This window comes from Acinetobacter sp. AOR43_HL (assembly GCF_027854635.1).
GTDB lineage: Bacteria > Pseudomonadota > Gammaproteobacteria > Pseudomonadales > Moraxellaceae > Acinetobacter > Acinetobacter pittii.
In genome coordinates this window covers 93,333-109,046 of the sequence record NZ_JAKTHX010000040.1, presented here as the reverse complement: position 1 = coordinate 109,046, position 15,714 = coordinate 93,333, and the positions used below count along the sequence as shown (strand labels likewise).

The 15,714-nt window shown below is 40.6% G+C and carries 13 protein-coding genes; 11 read left to right on the top strand and 2 right to left on the bottom strand.

The window, feature by feature from the left end:
- Positions 1 to 244 precede the first annotated feature (244 nt).
- Positions 245 to 379 (bottom strand): hypothetical protein, encoded by a 135-nt coding sequence (locus tag MKL33_RS20315; protein ID WP_080759770.1) that lies wholly within the window; start codon positions 377 to 379, stop codon positions 245 to 247.
- A 45-nt stretch (positions 380 to 424) separates the two neighbouring features.
- Between MKL33_RS20315 and MKL33_RS20310 the strand changes: the two genes are divergently transcribed.
- The 8 genes from MKL33_RS20310 (at position 425) to MKL33_RS20275 (ending at position 9,383) form a co-directional block, all read left to right on the top strand.
- Positions 425 to 1,135 carry a GntR family transcriptional regulator gene (locus MKL33_RS20310; protein ID WP_001153627.1) on the top strand — a complete coding sequence of 237 codons (711 nt, stop codon included), beginning with the start codon at positions 425 to 427 and terminating at the stop codon, positions 1,133 to 1,135.
- Entirely contained in the window at positions 1,128 to 2,012 is an 885-nt protein-coding gene (gene prpB / locus MKL33_RS20305) for a methylisocitrate lyase (RefSeq protein WP_004706036.1), read from the top strand. The genes MKL33_RS20310 and prpB overlap by 8 nt, the downstream gene beginning before the upstream one ends.
- Positions 2,013 to 2,271: 259 nt before the next feature.
- Positions 2,272 to 3,429 carry a bifunctional 2-methylcitrate synthase/citrate synthase gene (gene prpC / locus MKL33_RS20300; protein WP_004795430.1) on the top strand — a complete coding sequence of 386 codons (1,158 nt, stop codon included), beginning with the start codon at positions 2,272 to 2,274 and terminating at the stop codon, positions 3,427 to 3,429.
- Complete coding sequence (acnD, locus tag MKL33_RS20295) at positions 3,429 to 6,035, top strand: Fe/S-dependent 2-methylisocitrate dehydratase AcnD (protein ID WP_270907624.1); 2,607 nt, start codon at positions 3,429 to 3,431, stop codon at positions 6,033 to 6,035. The genes prpC and acnD overlap by 1 nt, the downstream gene beginning before the upstream one ends.
- 86 nt (positions 6,036 to 6,121) lie before the next feature.
- Positions 6,122 to 7,453 carry a phosphorylase family protein gene (locus MKL33_RS20290; protein ID WP_270907623.1) on the top strand — a complete coding sequence of 444 codons (1,332 nt, stop codon included), beginning with the start codon at positions 6,122 to 6,124 and terminating at the stop codon, positions 7,451 to 7,453.
- Between the two features lie 328 nt (positions 7,454 to 7,781).
- Positions 7,782 to 7,916, top strand: coding sequence for a zinc ribbon-containing protein (locus tag MKL33_RS20285; RefSeq protein WP_001983336.1), 135 nt, complete (start codon positions 7,782 to 7,784; stop codon positions 7,914 to 7,916).
- A gap of 123 nt (positions 7,917 to 8,039) precedes the next feature.
- On the top strand, positions 8,040 to 8,615 hold the full coding sequence (locus tag MKL33_RS20280) for a DUF4126 domain-containing protein (RefSeq protein ID WP_063097887.1): 576 nt from the start codon (positions 8,040 to 8,042) through the stop codon (positions 8,613 to 8,615).
- A 267-nt stretch (positions 8,616 to 8,882) separates the two neighbouring features.
- A complete protein-coding gene (locus MKL33_RS20275) occupies positions 8,883 to 9,383 on the top strand; it encodes an NUDIX hydrolase (RefSeq protein WP_270907622.1) in 501 nt (166 codons plus the stop codon).
- 1,159 nt (positions 9,384 to 10,542) lie between these two features.
- Here the strand turns inward: MKL33_RS20275 and MKL33_RS20270 are convergent.
- Positions 10,543 to 11,235 (bottom strand): tetratricopeptide repeat protein, encoded by a 693-nt coding sequence (locus tag MKL33_RS20270; protein WP_270907621.1) that lies wholly within the window; start codon positions 11,233 to 11,235, stop codon positions 10,543 to 10,545.
- Positions 11,236 to 11,496: 261 nt separating this feature from the next.
- Here MKL33_RS20270 and MKL33_RS20265 point away from each other — a divergent pair, with 261 nt between their 5' ends.
- From MKL33_RS20265 to MKL33_RS20255, 3 genes are read left to right on the top strand one after another with little or no spacing between them, the layout of a single operon-like run.
- Positions 11,497 to 14,271, top strand: coding sequence for a type VI secretion system Vgr family protein (locus tag MKL33_RS20265; RefSeq protein WP_270907620.1), 2,775 nt, complete (start codon positions 11,497 to 11,499; stop codon positions 14,269 to 14,271).
- Entirely contained in the window at positions 14,261 to 15,154 is an 894-nt protein-coding gene (locus tag MKL33_RS20260; protein ID WP_270907619.1) for a hypothetical protein, read from the top strand. Before MKL33_RS20265 ends, MKL33_RS20260 begins: the two co-directional genes overlap by 11 nt.
- Positions 15,151 to 15,594, top strand: a complete 444-nt coding sequence (locus tag MKL33_RS20255; RefSeq protein WP_005079571.1) for a hypothetical protein — start codon at positions 15,151 to 15,153, stop codon at positions 15,592 to 15,594. Before MKL33_RS20260 ends, MKL33_RS20255 begins: the two co-directional genes overlap by 4 nt.
- Positions 15,595 to 15,714: the final 120 nt, after the last annotated feature.

Here is a 15,714-nt window from a genome sequence, read left to right as displayed (position 1 = left end):
ATCAATAAAGCTACCGTGAAGCACCTGATAATTTCACTAATATCGATATTTTCTGGATGAAAATGATAAAAAGATTTAAAAGAAATTACGGTAAATAGATACTAATTTATAACTCATGCTTTCATTCAAGCAGATTGTCTACAATCTTGCTGTAATACATTGGTTGTAGACTAAAGTTTGAAACAAAAGATTAGCGGTCGAAAAGCAAGCGAGAAACAGTCATAAAACCATGGATAAAATAACCCTAAATAATTGTTTTATAAATATTAAATAGTAAGTGGTTTAATGGTTTAAATATAAGGTGAGATAACAGGTCTAACGATAAAATTTGACCTGATGCGTTCTGTAAAGTGTCAACAATCACCTTGATTTTTTTCATTCATACCGCTATAAAACTCATAATTGATTAAAAATTGTCGACAATATGCAAGATTTGACCTTCGCACCAGAGCCATTACAAAGTCAGGGAAGAACACTGACCGAGAATGTATTTAAGCAAATACAGACGGCGATTGTTTTGGGTCAAATTCCGGCAGGCAGCAAGATTTCCGAACCTGAACTGGCACGCACTTATGGTATTAGTCGTGGGCCTTTGCGCGAAGCGATTCATCGCCTTGAAGGGCAACGTTTGGTTGAGCGTACTGCACATGTGGGTGCGCGCGTGGTTTCGCTTTCACTGCAACAGTTTAAAGAGCTTTACCAGATTCGTGCGTCTTTAGAAGGTTTGGCTTGCAAACTTGCGGCACAGCATATTGATAAAAAGCAAATTTTGGCGCTACGTGATGTTTTGCGTATGCATGCCGAAGATGAAAACTTTAAAGCAGGTAAGGGATATTACTTGCAAGAAGGGCAGGACGATTTTCACTACTGCATTATCAAAAGTAGTGGCAATAAAACGCTAGAAAAAATGCTATGTGATGAGCTTTATCACCTCATCCGTATGTACCGAATTCAGTTTTCAAACACACCCGATCGACCGAGCAAAGCTTGGGACGAACACATCCGTATTTTAGATGCAATTGCAGAAGGCGATGGTGAACTTGCCGAGCTGCTCATGCATCGACATATCAATGCTTCTTACAAAATTATTGAGCAAACACTGCTACAAGCACAAGGAGAACATAACAATGGCTAAACAATCCGCAGGTCAGCTATTTCGCGATGCAGTAGCCCAAGAAAAGCCATTACAAGTGGTTGGAACCATTAACGCCAATCATGCACTTTTGGCAAAACGTGCAGGTTATAAAGCGATTTACTTATCAGGTGGTGGTGTGGCCGCTGGTTCTTTAGGTTTACCTGATTTGGGAATTAGTAACCTTGATGATGTGTTGACAGACGTACGCCGTATTACCGATGTATGTGATCTTCCTTTATTGGTCGATGCTGACACAGGTTTTGGTGCTTCTGCATTTAACATTGCCCGTACGACAAAAGCACTCATCAAGTTTGGTGCTGCGGCAATGCACATTGAAGACCAAGTGGGTGCAAAACGTTGTGGTCACCGTCCGAACAAAGCCATTGTGACTCAAGAAGAAATGGTTGATCGTATTAAGGCTGCGGTTGATGCGCGTGGTGATGACAGCTTCGTGATTATGGCACGTACTGACGCATTGGCCGTAGATGGCTTACAAGCTGCAATTGACCGTGCAGGTGCCTACATCGAAGCGGGTGCAGACATGTTGTTCCCTGAAGCAATTACCGAGCTTGATATGTACAAGCAATTTGCTCAGAAGACTGGCGCACCAATTTTGGCGAACATTACCGAATTTGGTTCTACACCACTGTTTACCACTGAAGAGTTAGCATCTGCCGATGTAAGCCTTGCGCTTTATCCGCTTTCTGCTTTCCGTGCCATGAACAAAGCAGCCGAAACTGTGTATGAAACCTTACGTAAAGAAGGTACGCAAAAGAACGTGGTTGATATTATGCAAACGCGTAAAGAGTTATATGAACGCATTAACTACTACGCGTTTGAAGACTACTTAGACAACGCATTTGCTAAAAAGAAATAAATAAGCCCTCTTTTAAAAGAAGGGGAAGCGATGGTCTTGGCTATCGTGAGGGCGGCATGGATGCCGCTACGTTGGACTGCGATATAGGGATATATCGTCAGACCAACAAGGATTTTTGCTTACTTTTCATCCGTGAAAAGTAAGACGAACGGCAGGTTAATCCAAAAATTGGATGAGAACTCGGCAAGACGCTGCCGCGTTTTTACCCAAGTAAAAATTGAACAAACAGCAAATTCTGGTTGATATAAAGGATGATTCTATGAGCTCAAATGAAACAACAACAGGCTTCAAACCAAAAAAATCAGTTGCACTTAGTGGACAAGTTGCAGGCAACACAGCACTTTGTACCGTAGGACGTAGCGGTAACGACTTGCACTATCGTGGCTATGACATTCTTGACCTTGCAGCGGGTAGCCAATTTGAAGAAGTTGCTCACTTGCTCGTACATGGCAAACTACCAAACAAAGCTGAACTTAAAGCGTATAAAGCAAAATTAAAAGCACTTCGTGGCTTACCAGCAGCACTTAAAACTGCACTTGAGCAATTACCACCGTCTGCACACCCAATGGATGTGATGCGTACAGGTGTTTCAGTGCTAGGTTGTTTAACGCCAGAACACGAAGACCATAACGAAGCTGGCGCAAAAGACATTGCTGACAAATTAATGGCAAGCCTAGGTTCAATGTTGCTTTATTGGTACCACTTCAGCAACAACGGTCGTCGCATTGAAGTTGAAACTGATGACGACTCAATTGCAGCGCATTTCTTACATTTACTTCATGGCGAAAAACCATCTGAAGAATGGATTCAAGCAATGCATACATCTCTTATTTTGTATGCTGAGCACGAGTTCAACGCATCTACATTTACCTCACGTGTGGTTGCAGGTACAGGTTCTGACATGTACTCGGCAATTACAGGTGGTATTGGTGCGCTTCGTGGACCTAAACACGGTGGTGCAAACGAAGTTGCATTCGTGATTCAACAACGTTATGACAATGCAGACGAAGCAGAAGCTGACATCCGTAAGCGTGTTGAAAATAAAGAAGTCGTAATTGGCTTTGGTCACCCTGTCTATACAGTTTCTGACCCACGTAACGAAGTGATCAAGAAAGTGGCGCACGACTTAGCAGAAGCGCAAGAAAACACCAAAATGTACCTCATTGCTGAGCGTTTAGAAGCAGTGATGAAAGAAGTTAAAAATATGTTTCCGAACCTCGACTGGTTCAGTGCAGTGAGCTATCACTTAATGGGCGTTCCAACTGCAATGTTCACACCATTGTTCGTGATTGCACGTACAGCAGGCTGGTCAGCGCACGTGATTGAACAACGTCAAGACGGCAAAATCATTCGTCCAAGCGCGAACTACACAGGCCCTGAAAACCTCGAATTTAAACCATTGGCGGAGCGTGGTTAATGAACACTAAATACCGTAAACCGCTGGCAGGTACCCAGCTTGAATATTATGACGTGCGTCAAGCCGTTGAAGATATTCAGCCAGGCGCATACGAAAAACTGCCTTACACATCTAAAGTACTCGCAGAGCAATTGGTACGTCGTGCCGATGCCGAGAACTTAACTGCTTATTTAACGCAGTTAATTGAACGCCGTCAGGACTTGGACTTTCCTTGGTATCCTGCGCGCGTGGTGTGTCATGACATCTTGGGTCAAACAGCTTTGGTTGACCTTGCAGGTTTACGTGATGCGATTGCTGACAAAGGCGGTGACCCATCTAAAGTCAACCCAGTTGTGCCGACTCAGCTGATTGTCGACCACTCTTTAGCAGTGGAGTACTGTGGTGCTGACCCAGACGCTTTTGTAAAAAACCGTGCTGTTGAAGACCGTCGTAATGAAGACCGTTTCCACTTTATTGAGTGGACCAAAACTGCATTTAAAAATGTCGATGTGATCCCTGCGGGGAACGGCATTATGCACCAGATTAACCTAGAGAAAATGTCTCCGGTGATTCAGGCGCGTGATGGTGTGGCATTCCCAGACACTTGCGTAGGTACAGACTCACACACGCCACATACAGACGCTTTGGGCGTAATTTCTGTGGGGGTTGGTGGCTTAGAAGCTGAAAACGTAATGTTGGGCCGTGCATCTTGGATGCGTCTGCCAGACATTATTGGTGTTGAGTTTGTAGGACAGCGTCAAGCAGGCATTACAGCAACAGATATCGTACTTGCTTTAACTGAGTTCTTGCGTAAAGAGCGCGTGGTGGGTGCTTATCTTGAGTTCTTTGGTGAAGGTGCTGACAGCATGTCTGTGGGCGACCGTGCAACCATTTCGAACATGACACCAGAATATGGCGCTACGGCTGCAATGTTCTACATCGACCAAAACACAATCGACTACTTACGCCTAACAGGCCGTGAAGATGCTCAAGTGGCATTGGTTGAACAGTACGCAAAAGAAATCGGCCTTTGGGCATCTGATATGACCAAAGCAGAGTACCCACGCGTACTTCGTTTTGACCTATCAAAAGTGACACGTAACATCGCTGGTCCATCAAATCCTCATGCACGTGTATCAACTGCGGACCTAAAAGAAAAAGGTATTGCGGGTGTTGTTGAAAACCGTTCTGATGGCTTAATGCCAGATGGCGCAATCATTATTGCTGCAATTACTTCATGTACCAACACTTCTAACCCACGTAACACCGTGGCGGCAGGCTTGTTGGCACGTAAGGCAAATGAACTTGGTTTAGTTCGTAAACCTTGGGTGAAATCATCATTTGCACCGGGTTCAAAAGCAGCTGCACTTTACCTTGAAGAAGCGGGTGTTCTAAAAGACTTAGAACAACTTGGTTTTGGTATTGTGGCTTACGCTTGTACGACGTGTAATGGTATGTCTGGTGCGCTAGACCCAGTGATTCAACAAGAAATCATTGACCGTGACTTGTACGCAACAGCAGTACTCTCTGGTAACCGTAACTTTGACGGTCGTATCCATCCATACGCAAAACAAGCATTCTTGGCATCTCCACCGCTTGTTGTGGCATATGCAATTGCGGGCACGATTCGTTTTGACATCGAAAAAGATGCATTAGGTCATGACAAAGACGGTAACCCGATTTATCTGAAAGACATCTGGCCATCTGATGCTGAAATTGATGCATTAGTAAAAGAAGCTGTGAAGCCTGAACAGTTCCGTAAAGTCTACATTCCAATGTTTGACTTGGGCGAAGTTGAACAAGCGAAGAGCCCACTTTATGACTGGCGTCCACAAAGTACTTACATCCGCCGTCCACCGTATTGGGAAGGGGCGTTGGCTGCACCACGTACTTTGGCGAACATGCGTCCACTTGCGATTTTGGGTGATAACATCACTACCGACCATTTGTCGCCGTCAAACGCGATTTTGATGGACTCGGCTGCGGGTGAATACCTTCACAAAATGGGCGTACCAGAAGAAGACTTCAACTCATATGCAACGCACCGTGGTGACCACTTGACTGCACAACGTGCAACATTTGCCAACCCGAAACTTTATAACGAAATGGTGGTTCGCTCAGACGGTACCATTAAGCAAGGTTCAAAAGCGCGTGTAGAGCCAGAAGGCGAAGTGATGCGTATGTGGGAAGCGATTGAAACCTACATGAACCGTAAGCAACCGTTAATCATTATCGCGGGTGCTGACTACGGTCAGGGTTCAAGCCGTGACTGGGCCGCAAAAGGTGTACGTCTTGCTGGTGTTGAAGCGATTGTGGCAGAAGGTTTTGAGCGTATTCACCGTACTAACTTGGTGGGTATGGGCGTGTTACCACTCGAGTTTAAACCGGGTGTAAACCGCAAGACTTTAAAGCTAGATGGTACAGAGCTTTATAGCGTGATTGGTAATATTGCGCCGCGTTCGACTTTAACTTTAGTGATTGAACGTGCCACAGCAGATGGTAAAGAAGAGATTGTTGAAGTGCCAGTGACTTGCCGTTTAGATACAGAAGAAGAAGTTTCTGTATATGAAGCGGGCGGTGTTTTACAGCGTTTTGCACAAGACTTTTTAGAAGGCCAAGTGGCTTGATATTTAGTCTATAACTGATTGAAAATTATTCTAAAAGGCCCTATCTTGATGATGGGGTTTTTATTTAATAATTTATTGAGAATAAAATGAAAGTTTTAGTAATTGCGGCTTTAGAAGAAGAATTAGAACCTTTTCTGAATGAATTTGAAAGCTGGGAAGAAGATAAAAATTCTTCAGGTGACTTTTATTATCATAAGAAAGTTATTATTGAGGCTAAAGCAGTTGAAATATTTGCTTCTGTATCACCAAAATATTCTAAAGTGGCATCAGCGGCACATGTTACTAGAATGATGTACATGATAAACCCTAGTATTGCGATTATGATAGGTATTTGTGCGGGAGATCAAGGCAAAGTTAAGTTAGGAGACTTAATAATTTCAGAAAAAGTTTATGATTACGAGACCGGAAAAAGAAAACAAGAATTACTATTGCCTGAAATACAATCGCATGAGTTATTACCTCCAATAATGGGACTAATAAAACAAAGGAAAAAACAGTATAAAGCAGATTTAAATGCATTCTTTAGAGATGATTTCGATGTTCATTTAGCAAGCTTTGCATGTGGATCTGCTGTTATAGAAAAGGATGATATTTTTCAGATATTACAATCAAAATACGATAGAAAAACCTTAGCTTTAGATATGGAATCATTTGCATTCTTTGAGGCTATAAAAGGTTTTTCACATCTTTGCTATGCTATTGTTTGTAAAGGGGTTTGTGATTATGCTAATAACCAGAAAGATGATAAATATCATGAAGCAGCAGCATTGAGATCTTCTAAGTGGGCTAAGTATTTTATAGAAAATGATTTGAAAAAATTAGAAATTAATCCATTAATTTTATTACCTGAGAATACTCCATTTTATCCAATTACTCTTCCCCGTCCTGCCATAGGCTTAAAGGATAGAGAATTATGGAGAAAAGTCATTGGATGGAGTGAACAGTATGATGAACACTTTATAAACTCTTCATCGAATCTTGAAAGTGAATCTGGTTTAACATTTTATAATTTAGGAAATCGTCAATATTTATTAGAAGTCAGTTTAGGTTTGTATGCATACCAAGCGGGTTATTTATATATTTATTTGGATGAGTCTGAAAATCAACCTAAATGGGAGATTTTGAAATTACGTCGATTTATTTTTGATGTGGATGATGCTATTTCAGGTGAGTATTATGATGAATGTGTAGCTGGTTTAGCTGACTTTGATACAAATACTCGAATATTAAGTATTTATCATAAATCTAGAGGAATTGGTGATGGTTATTCAGCCCAGTATCATATAGGAGATGGGGGACGAATAAATTTGTTGAATAGTACTTTATATAGTTTGCCTCCTTTTGGTGAAGAATTTATTGAATCCGAATTGGACATATCGACTCAATATCCAATTTATGAAGATTTTTCAGACACTTAATAAATAGAAAGGTAAAAAAGCCCGACATCCTGTCGGGCTTTTTCGTATTTGGTTGCTAGATATGACTCCTGTCGTATCTCACGATCCTGATGCATGAACCTATTATTGTTGTTTTATGTTCCGGAACATCCTGTTCCTGTATGAGTTCATATTAGAAAAAATGCAGGGGACAGCCAATCCGCTAAATCCCTAAATCTATGTAAGATAAATCGTACAAATAACATTTTTTGCATTTATGCCATCATCATCGGGCGAAATGGACAATTGACATTCACTTTAAGTGGGTTATATTCCTGTTTAATATATATACGATTATAGGAATGTAATCATGGTAACAGCTGGCGAAAAACCCGGAACAGGCTTCTATTTCTGTGCTCAGTGCGGTCATAGAGTGTTTTTAGAAATTAATACCGACCCTTTACCACCTTGCACGAAATGCTACTGCACGCAATTTAAACGTTAAGAATGAAATAATATTTGCGTTCGCATTTAACAAAAAGCCCTGTCACCTGATGGGGCTTTTTTGTTAATTTAAAAATAAGACTTACATAACAAGACCCGTGATGGGCATGAAAAGGAAACCGTTATGGAAACAATATTGGGTTTATGTATTGGCGTGGGGCTGAGCGCTGCCTGCGGTTTTCGCGTGTTTGTGCCGCTACTGGTCATGAGCATTGCCACTATGATGGGATGGTTTGAGCCATCGAAAGGTTTTGAATGGTTAGCTCTACCATCGGTGTGTTTGGCTTTAGGTGTGGCAACGGTGTGTGAAGTTGCAGCTTACTATATTCCGTGGGTCGATAATGCCTTAGACACAGTCGCAACTCCTGCGGCGATGATTGCGGGTACATTAGCGACAATGGCGGTGAGTAGTGGAGAAATGTCTCAGTTTGCCAGTTGGGCGGCAGCGATTATTGTGGGCGGTGGTACGGCTGGTGTGGTGCAAATGAGTACAGTCGCTGCACGCGGTGTTTCAACTGCAACTACGGGTGGTTTAGGGAATTTTGTCGTTGCGACAGGTGAGTGGATTGGAGCGATCTTACTTTCAGTTTCGGCCATGTTAGTGCCCGCGTTTGTTGCGGTAGTGGTGCTGATTGCGGTTATTTTAGCGGTACGTTGGATACGCCATAAAAAGCAAGAACAGGCGCATAGTCCTCTATAGGTTTAGTCTAAACATCATTTTTAAAGAGCAATAAAAAAAGCCCAACATCCTGTTGGGCTTTTTCGTATTTGGGTACTAGATATGACTCCTGTCGTATCTCACGCTCCTGGTGCTTGAACCTATTATTGTTGTTTTATGTTCCGGAACATCCTGTTCCTGTATGAGTTCATAATAGTAAACAAGTAGGATGTCGCCAATCCGCAAAATCCCTAAAAGTTTGTAGGTTAAAGCGTACATTCAGAAATGATTTAACTTTTTAAAGTGAATATGAATAATAGCCACCTTGTTACTTTAAGAAAAAATCAAATGCGTATTAGAAAATCTTCAAGACTATTAGTTCTTAATGAAAATCATCAAATTTTGTTATTTCAGTTTACTCATACAAATGATGCTTTGGCTGGACAATCATATTGGGCAACCGTAGGTGGCGGGCTTGAAGAAGGGGAAGCCTTCGAGCAAGCAGCTTGCCGAGAGCTTTATGAGGAGTTAGGGGTAGTAAGAGAAAACATAGGCACTCATGTTGCAACACGCAATTTTGAAATGATGTTACCGAGTGCGGAAGTTGTGATTTCTGATGAAAGACTTTTTATTGTTTTTATTAAAAATGAAGAAGTGAATACAGCAAACTGGTCTGAACAAGAAAAGCTTGTGATTAGTAAAAGCCGTTGGTGGACGTTTGATGAGTTAAGCCAAACAGATGAGATTGTTTATCCAAACAACATTCCTAAAATTCTTGCAGAGAGTCTACCTGAGATTTTTAACCCCTAAAATCTCCTAATATTCAGATATAAAAAAAGCCCGACATCCTGTCGAGCTTTTTCGTATTTGGTTGCTAGATATGACTCCTGTCGTATCTCACGCTCCTGGTGCTTGAACCTATTATTGTTGTTTTATGTTCCGGAACATCCTGTTCCTGTATGAGTTCATATTAGGAAAAAAGTAGGGGGACGCCAATCCGCAAAATCCCTAAAAGTTTGTAGGATAAAACGTACAAGTCCACCTTTTATATATCTCATTTTGAATTCAACTTAGGCCCCTGTGCCGCAACAGACTTTAATCTTTTGCGCTGATTTAAAGTAATAAACTATTGCGGCACAGAGATAAAGAGCTAAGCCAAACGCTTAACTCATATTGCTTTTGTTAGACCGCTGCATGACGTTAAAGAAAGTAGGGGCAAAGTCCCGTGGGAGAACAGGACTTTGCAAACTGAAAAACCATAGCTACCTAGAATGAAACTTAAAGCCAAAATAGGTTTATAAATTGTCATATTATTCTCATAATGATTTATATCTATGAGTAGAATAAAAATATAATTAGTTTTAAGATTTAAAATAATTTTTAGGTAATAATTAATCCTCCTATGTATATAGGAAAATAAAATAATTAAATTTTTAAAATAAAAATAATTTATAAATTTAAAAAACTAGGCAATAGAAAACCTAAATTTTAAAAAAATAAAATGATTAAGCAGGAGAGGGAATAAGTTTAAAAAGTGTCATGGTCAACTCCTTATAATTTATGGAGTCCTACCACCAGATTACCGCGAATTAATTTATGGTGGTAGAACGAAAGGGGGTTGACAGACTGGACTCGTAGAACCAGCACGCACGGGGCGTCCCCCTCCCGTCCTACCGCAAAGAAAAGGGGACGCAAGGGTCTAACGAATTATAGTAGAACTATAACCCGCTACGAGTTACGGTCTGTCAAAACCGTCTGGCAATGTAGGCCAGCAACGAGATAATAATCGGTGATTTTAATTACGTCAATTTAATATTTAAAATATTTTTGATTTAATAATAAATCTAAATGTATTTTTAAAATAATAGAATTAATATTTAAATTTAATTAGAAAAAATAAATAATAAAATAATCTTATTAATAATAGGGTTCAGTATCTTATAAATAGAACTATTATAGGGGTGGCTGCCTATTCTAAACTTTTAAGCATTTCTTTCGCATCCGAATCGCCTGAATCGGCAGCTTGCTGAAACCATTTCTTTGCCAGTTGTAGGTTTTTCGGCGTGCCTTCACCATTTAAATACATCTGGGCCAAGTTGTACTGGGCATCACTTTCATTGTGCTCAGCCGCTTTGGTGTACCACTTAAGTGCTTGCTCATCGCTTTGTGAGACGCCGTGACCTTTTTTATATAGATGAGCTAAATTATATTCTGCGGGTGGGTAGCCTTGCTTGGCAGCACGACTAAACCACTCAAACGCCTGCACATAATTTTGCGCAGTTCCTTCACCTCTGTCGTATAACACCCCTAAGTTATATTGCGCTTTAGCATGACCCTTGGCCGCAGCCTTAGTAAAATAATCAAAAGCACGCTTGGCATCTTTTTCAACGCCCGTACCGGTGTAATACAGCATTCCTAAACTATATTTTGCCCCCATACTTCCATTTTGATCAGCCACAGTTAGCCATTTAAACGCTTGCTCATAGTTTTTAACAACGCCTTGTTCGCCGCTTAAAAGCATCATGCCCAGATGATATTGAGCAACAGCTTGTCCTTGTTCTGCACGATATTGAATATCGGCCACGCTCGGTTCAGCAAATGCTGAAGAATGAAGAGAGAAAATCACCGTAAATATATAAAAAGCAGACTTTTTTATTTTCATATCTCATCCTGAATTTTATTAATTTGAGTAGTTGCTTTCTTTAATATCTATTTGAATATAAAAGAAAAATATTAAATGCATTTGGCTGATTTAGAGTGCTTTAAAATGATCTGATTTTACGGTTTAAATACCTATTTAATAAGAAATTAACCTAAAACTGCATATTTAGACTAGTTACATTTTGAAAATGAGTATAGATAGACAGATTAGTCTTTTTTTAATTAAAATGCGGCCTAAATATAAGTTTGATTGATAATAAAAATGCAGATGAGTGTGTCGAGTATATTGGAGCGTTTAGGCCTTGTTTCACAAAATCGCGCTGTTCATATCCAATTCTCAAATCAGTCTTTAAATCAGCAAGTCTTCTTACAACGTATTGAGGGCGAACATACGCTCAACCAGGGTAGCGTTGCTGAATTACTGTGCTTATCGACAAACGCGCATATTGCATTAAAACAATTTATTGGCTGTCAGGTTGCCGTCGATCAGGTGACGGATGCAGGCCAATTTTTTAGAACTACAGGCATTATTACTGAAGCGAGCCAAGGCCAAAGCGACGGCTCACTCACCATTTATAACTTAACCTTAAAAGATCCAACTGCACTTTGGCATAAACGCCGTAATAGCCGCGTGTTTATGAATAAAAGCGTACGGGACATTAGCGAAATTCTGTTTAAAGAATGGCAGGGGAAAAGTCCGCTGTTTGCTTCAAGTTTAACACTCGACACATCTGGCTTAACGAAAGACTACGATGTGCGTCCATTTGTGATGCAGTCTAACGAAAGCGATTATGACTTTTTAACCCGTTTGTGGCGTAGTGAAGGCATTAACTGGCTAGCCGATGAATCACAGCTTTTTGTCGCTGACCCGAATGCTTCCATTCAGCCACAAGTTTTACGTTTAATTGACGATAACCAAAATTATCAGGCACTTGAACGCCGTAGTCTCCGCTACCAACGCAGCAGCGCGACAGAACAGTTTGATACCATTACTCAGGTTAAAGCTGAGCGCCGCTTACAACCAACTTCGGTTCATGTGCAACGCTGGCAAGCTGATGCCCTACAACAAGAAGAAGGTAGTGGTAGCGTACAAGGTAAGCAGCAGCACAGCGAACACTATGACAATGCCAGCCTAAACCTTGAAGATGCATGGCATGTTAGCCCCGCTTGGATGCAGGACTTAAACGGTGAAGATCAAGCCACCGCTTCCGGCAATAGCCAGATTGAACAGCTTAACCAGCACATGAATGCTTACCATCACCTGAGTTCTAAACAATTTACCGTTTCAGGTAACGTCCGTGATGCACAGGTGGGTTACTGGTTTGAACTCAATGAGCATCCAGAACTCGACCAACATGACTGTGCCGATAAAGAATTCTTAATCTTAAGCAAGCACTACTATAACCAGAATAATTTACCGAAAGAATTACAACAGCAACTTGAGCGTCTGTTGCCAAAAGACAAGCTCAAGGCAGCCCAACTCGACAGCCAAAATCCTGAGCAACGCCACTTTGCTGAGCTGAATGTGGTTCGTCGCAACATTAAAGCGGTGCCTGAATATAACCCGCTAGAACACCGACCAGCTGCTTACCCGCAGCGCGCTAAAGTGGTGGGGCTGGAAGGTGAAAGCATTCATGTCGACCAGTGGGGACGCATTAAGGTCCGTTTCCTATTTACCCGAACTGACGACCATAGCCATGACGGTGGAGCGGGAAGTAACGACAATGACACCGACTCGGCTTGGGTCGATGTGCTGACTCCGTGGGCAGGTGCAGGTTATGGCGCACGCTTCTTACCACGTGTGGGTGAGATCGTGGTCATCGACTTCTTTGACGGCCACATTGACCGCCCGTTTGTGGTGGGCCGTATTCATGAAGCTGAACGCCACCCAACCCAGTTTGATCAGAAAGGCCAATTACCTGATACTAAAAAACTTAGCGGCATCCGCTCAGAAGAAGTCGACGGTAAAGGCTTTAACCAACTACGTTTTGATGACACTACAGGCCAGATCAGTGCCCAGCTACAAAGCAGCCATGCAGCCAGCCAGCTCAACTTGGGTAATTTAAGCCATCCAAAAGACAAGGCGGAAAGTGAAGGCCGAGGTGAAGGCTTTGAACTCAGAACTGACCAGTGGGGTGCGGTGCGAGCGGGAAGTGGGTTACTGATTAGTACCCATAAACAAGACCAAGCTCAAGGTGTACATCTTGATGCAAATGAGGCCAAACAACAAATTGAAGGCGGCCTTAACAATGCCAAGGCACTCAGTGAAGTTGCTAAAAATCAGCAAACTGACCCGTTAGAAAATTTAGAAAACCTAAAATCCTTTATTGAAAAACTTGAGCAGCAAGACAACGCAAAAGCTAAAACGTTTAAAGAAGCGATTATGCTGCTGGCAAGCCCAAATAGCGTCGCGCTAAGCAGTAATGAAGACATTCACCTAAGTGCAGATGGGCAGCTCAACCAAACTGCTGGAGACAGTATTAACCTGTCTACCCAAAAGAATTTAATCGCGCATGCCCAAAATAAAATTAGCCTTTTTGCGGCTCAAGAAGGAGCGAGGCTTTATGCAGGCAAAGGCAAAGTTGAGATACAGGCTCAAGGTGACGGAGCAGATTTAATTGCCCGTAAAGCTGTGCAGGTGATTTCGACTGAAGACAAAATTGAGGCCACAGCAGCCAAAGAAATTGTGCTCACCGCAGGTGGCTCTCAAGTCAAAATTACTGGTTCAGGCATTTTTATGACCACAAGCGGTAAGTTTGAGGTGAAAGCTGGACAGCATTTGTTTATGGGAGGCGGGAGTGTGAATAGTTCATTACCGTATCTACCAGAACAAGGAAAACAAAAATATGGTGTATGGTTTGATGTAATGGATAAACAAGGAAATAAACTAAAACCTGGTACGGAATATATTATTTTTGATGAACATGATAAAGAAATTGAGCGCGGTAAGTTAGATCGAACTGGCTTGGTTAAGTTAGAAACAGAAGAGCCGAATAAGCAATATAAAATACATGTGGTGATAAACGATGGGTACTGAAGCACAAGCTTATGCTGATTTAGTTCGGACAACAATGGGAACGGTTAATCCTGTGCCAGCGATTGTACCAGTTAAACTTACAGTTTATACTCAAAGTTTTACAGCATTTATTGGTGGGGCTGCTGATAAATATCCTTTTATATATGGAGATGTAAAACTACCAGGTGTGGGAGATTCTTTAGGACCTACAGAAATTGTTGGTAATTATGCAAAAAATTTTAATACGGGAAATACAAAAAATTTAAAACAATATTATGGCTATGAGGAGGCTTATAATAATAGAAAAGTAACTATTCCTGTAGCTTCAGGTAAAAGAAATGCTTTTAAAGATATTCTTGAGGTTTATACGAAAAATCCACAAACTCAAATTAATATTATAGGTCATAGTTTGGGTGGCTGGAATTCATCTGGTTTAGTTACAGAACTGAACAAAGCAGGGGTACCAGTCAATTTATTAATTACTATTGACCCTGTTGGAGTTTTATTATCAAAAACCACTCCTCCAAATATATTAGCTACTCCAGCAGTAAGAGCCCAAATTTATTTACTAGCACCAGAACCTGTTGCAAATAATTGGATAAATGTTTTTTGTAAACCAAATAATAATGTTGTCAACGATATAAAGAATACGGTGGGATGGGAAGGCTATAAACCAAAATGGAAAGGGTATCATCCTAGCCCTACGAGTTATACAACAGATGATGCAATTGCTGATGCTGGAGGGCAATGGGATAGTTATCCAAAAGAACACAGCAATACATTTCATGAAACTAAATTTAGTCACGCTTGGTTTAGCAAAATGATGCGTGAAACAATACCTAGTATATCTAAATCACCAGAGCAAATATTGCAAGCCGAATTAAAAAAGGTTCAAGTAAAATGAAATTTTTATCATGTATATGGATATTTTTATTATTTGGTTGTACTTCTAAAAATATAGATTATCAATCTACCGATATTAATTTTGGAAAATTTAAATATTTCCAATCTATGTATAGTGGAGAAAAAACATACCAAGGTTTTGTTACAAGCTCTTCTTCTTTAAAAGAAATTTCTGAAAAAAATGCATTTCCTATTTCTAAGCTAAATTGTTTAGAAAATCAGTTTATGGTAAGAGGTGGAGTAGACTTAGATTCAGAAGAAATTAATAATCAATTATATAAATATATGGCACATGTCGAAATATGTAAAAATGATGATTGTTCAGTCGATATTAAAAAAGCAAAAATTGATACTGAATGCAGAATTGAATTAAGGAAAAATTACTCAAATGATGCTTATCAATCAAATAAAGCAAAGTTGACGAATGCTAATTTTGAATAAAATCAATTTGTTGGTGCTAAATTTGATCTATAATTTATTAAGTTGAGAACTAGAAATGTAATAAACCCGCCAAAGCGGGTTTATTTATTTATCAGAGAAGCGTAATTGATTACGCTTCTT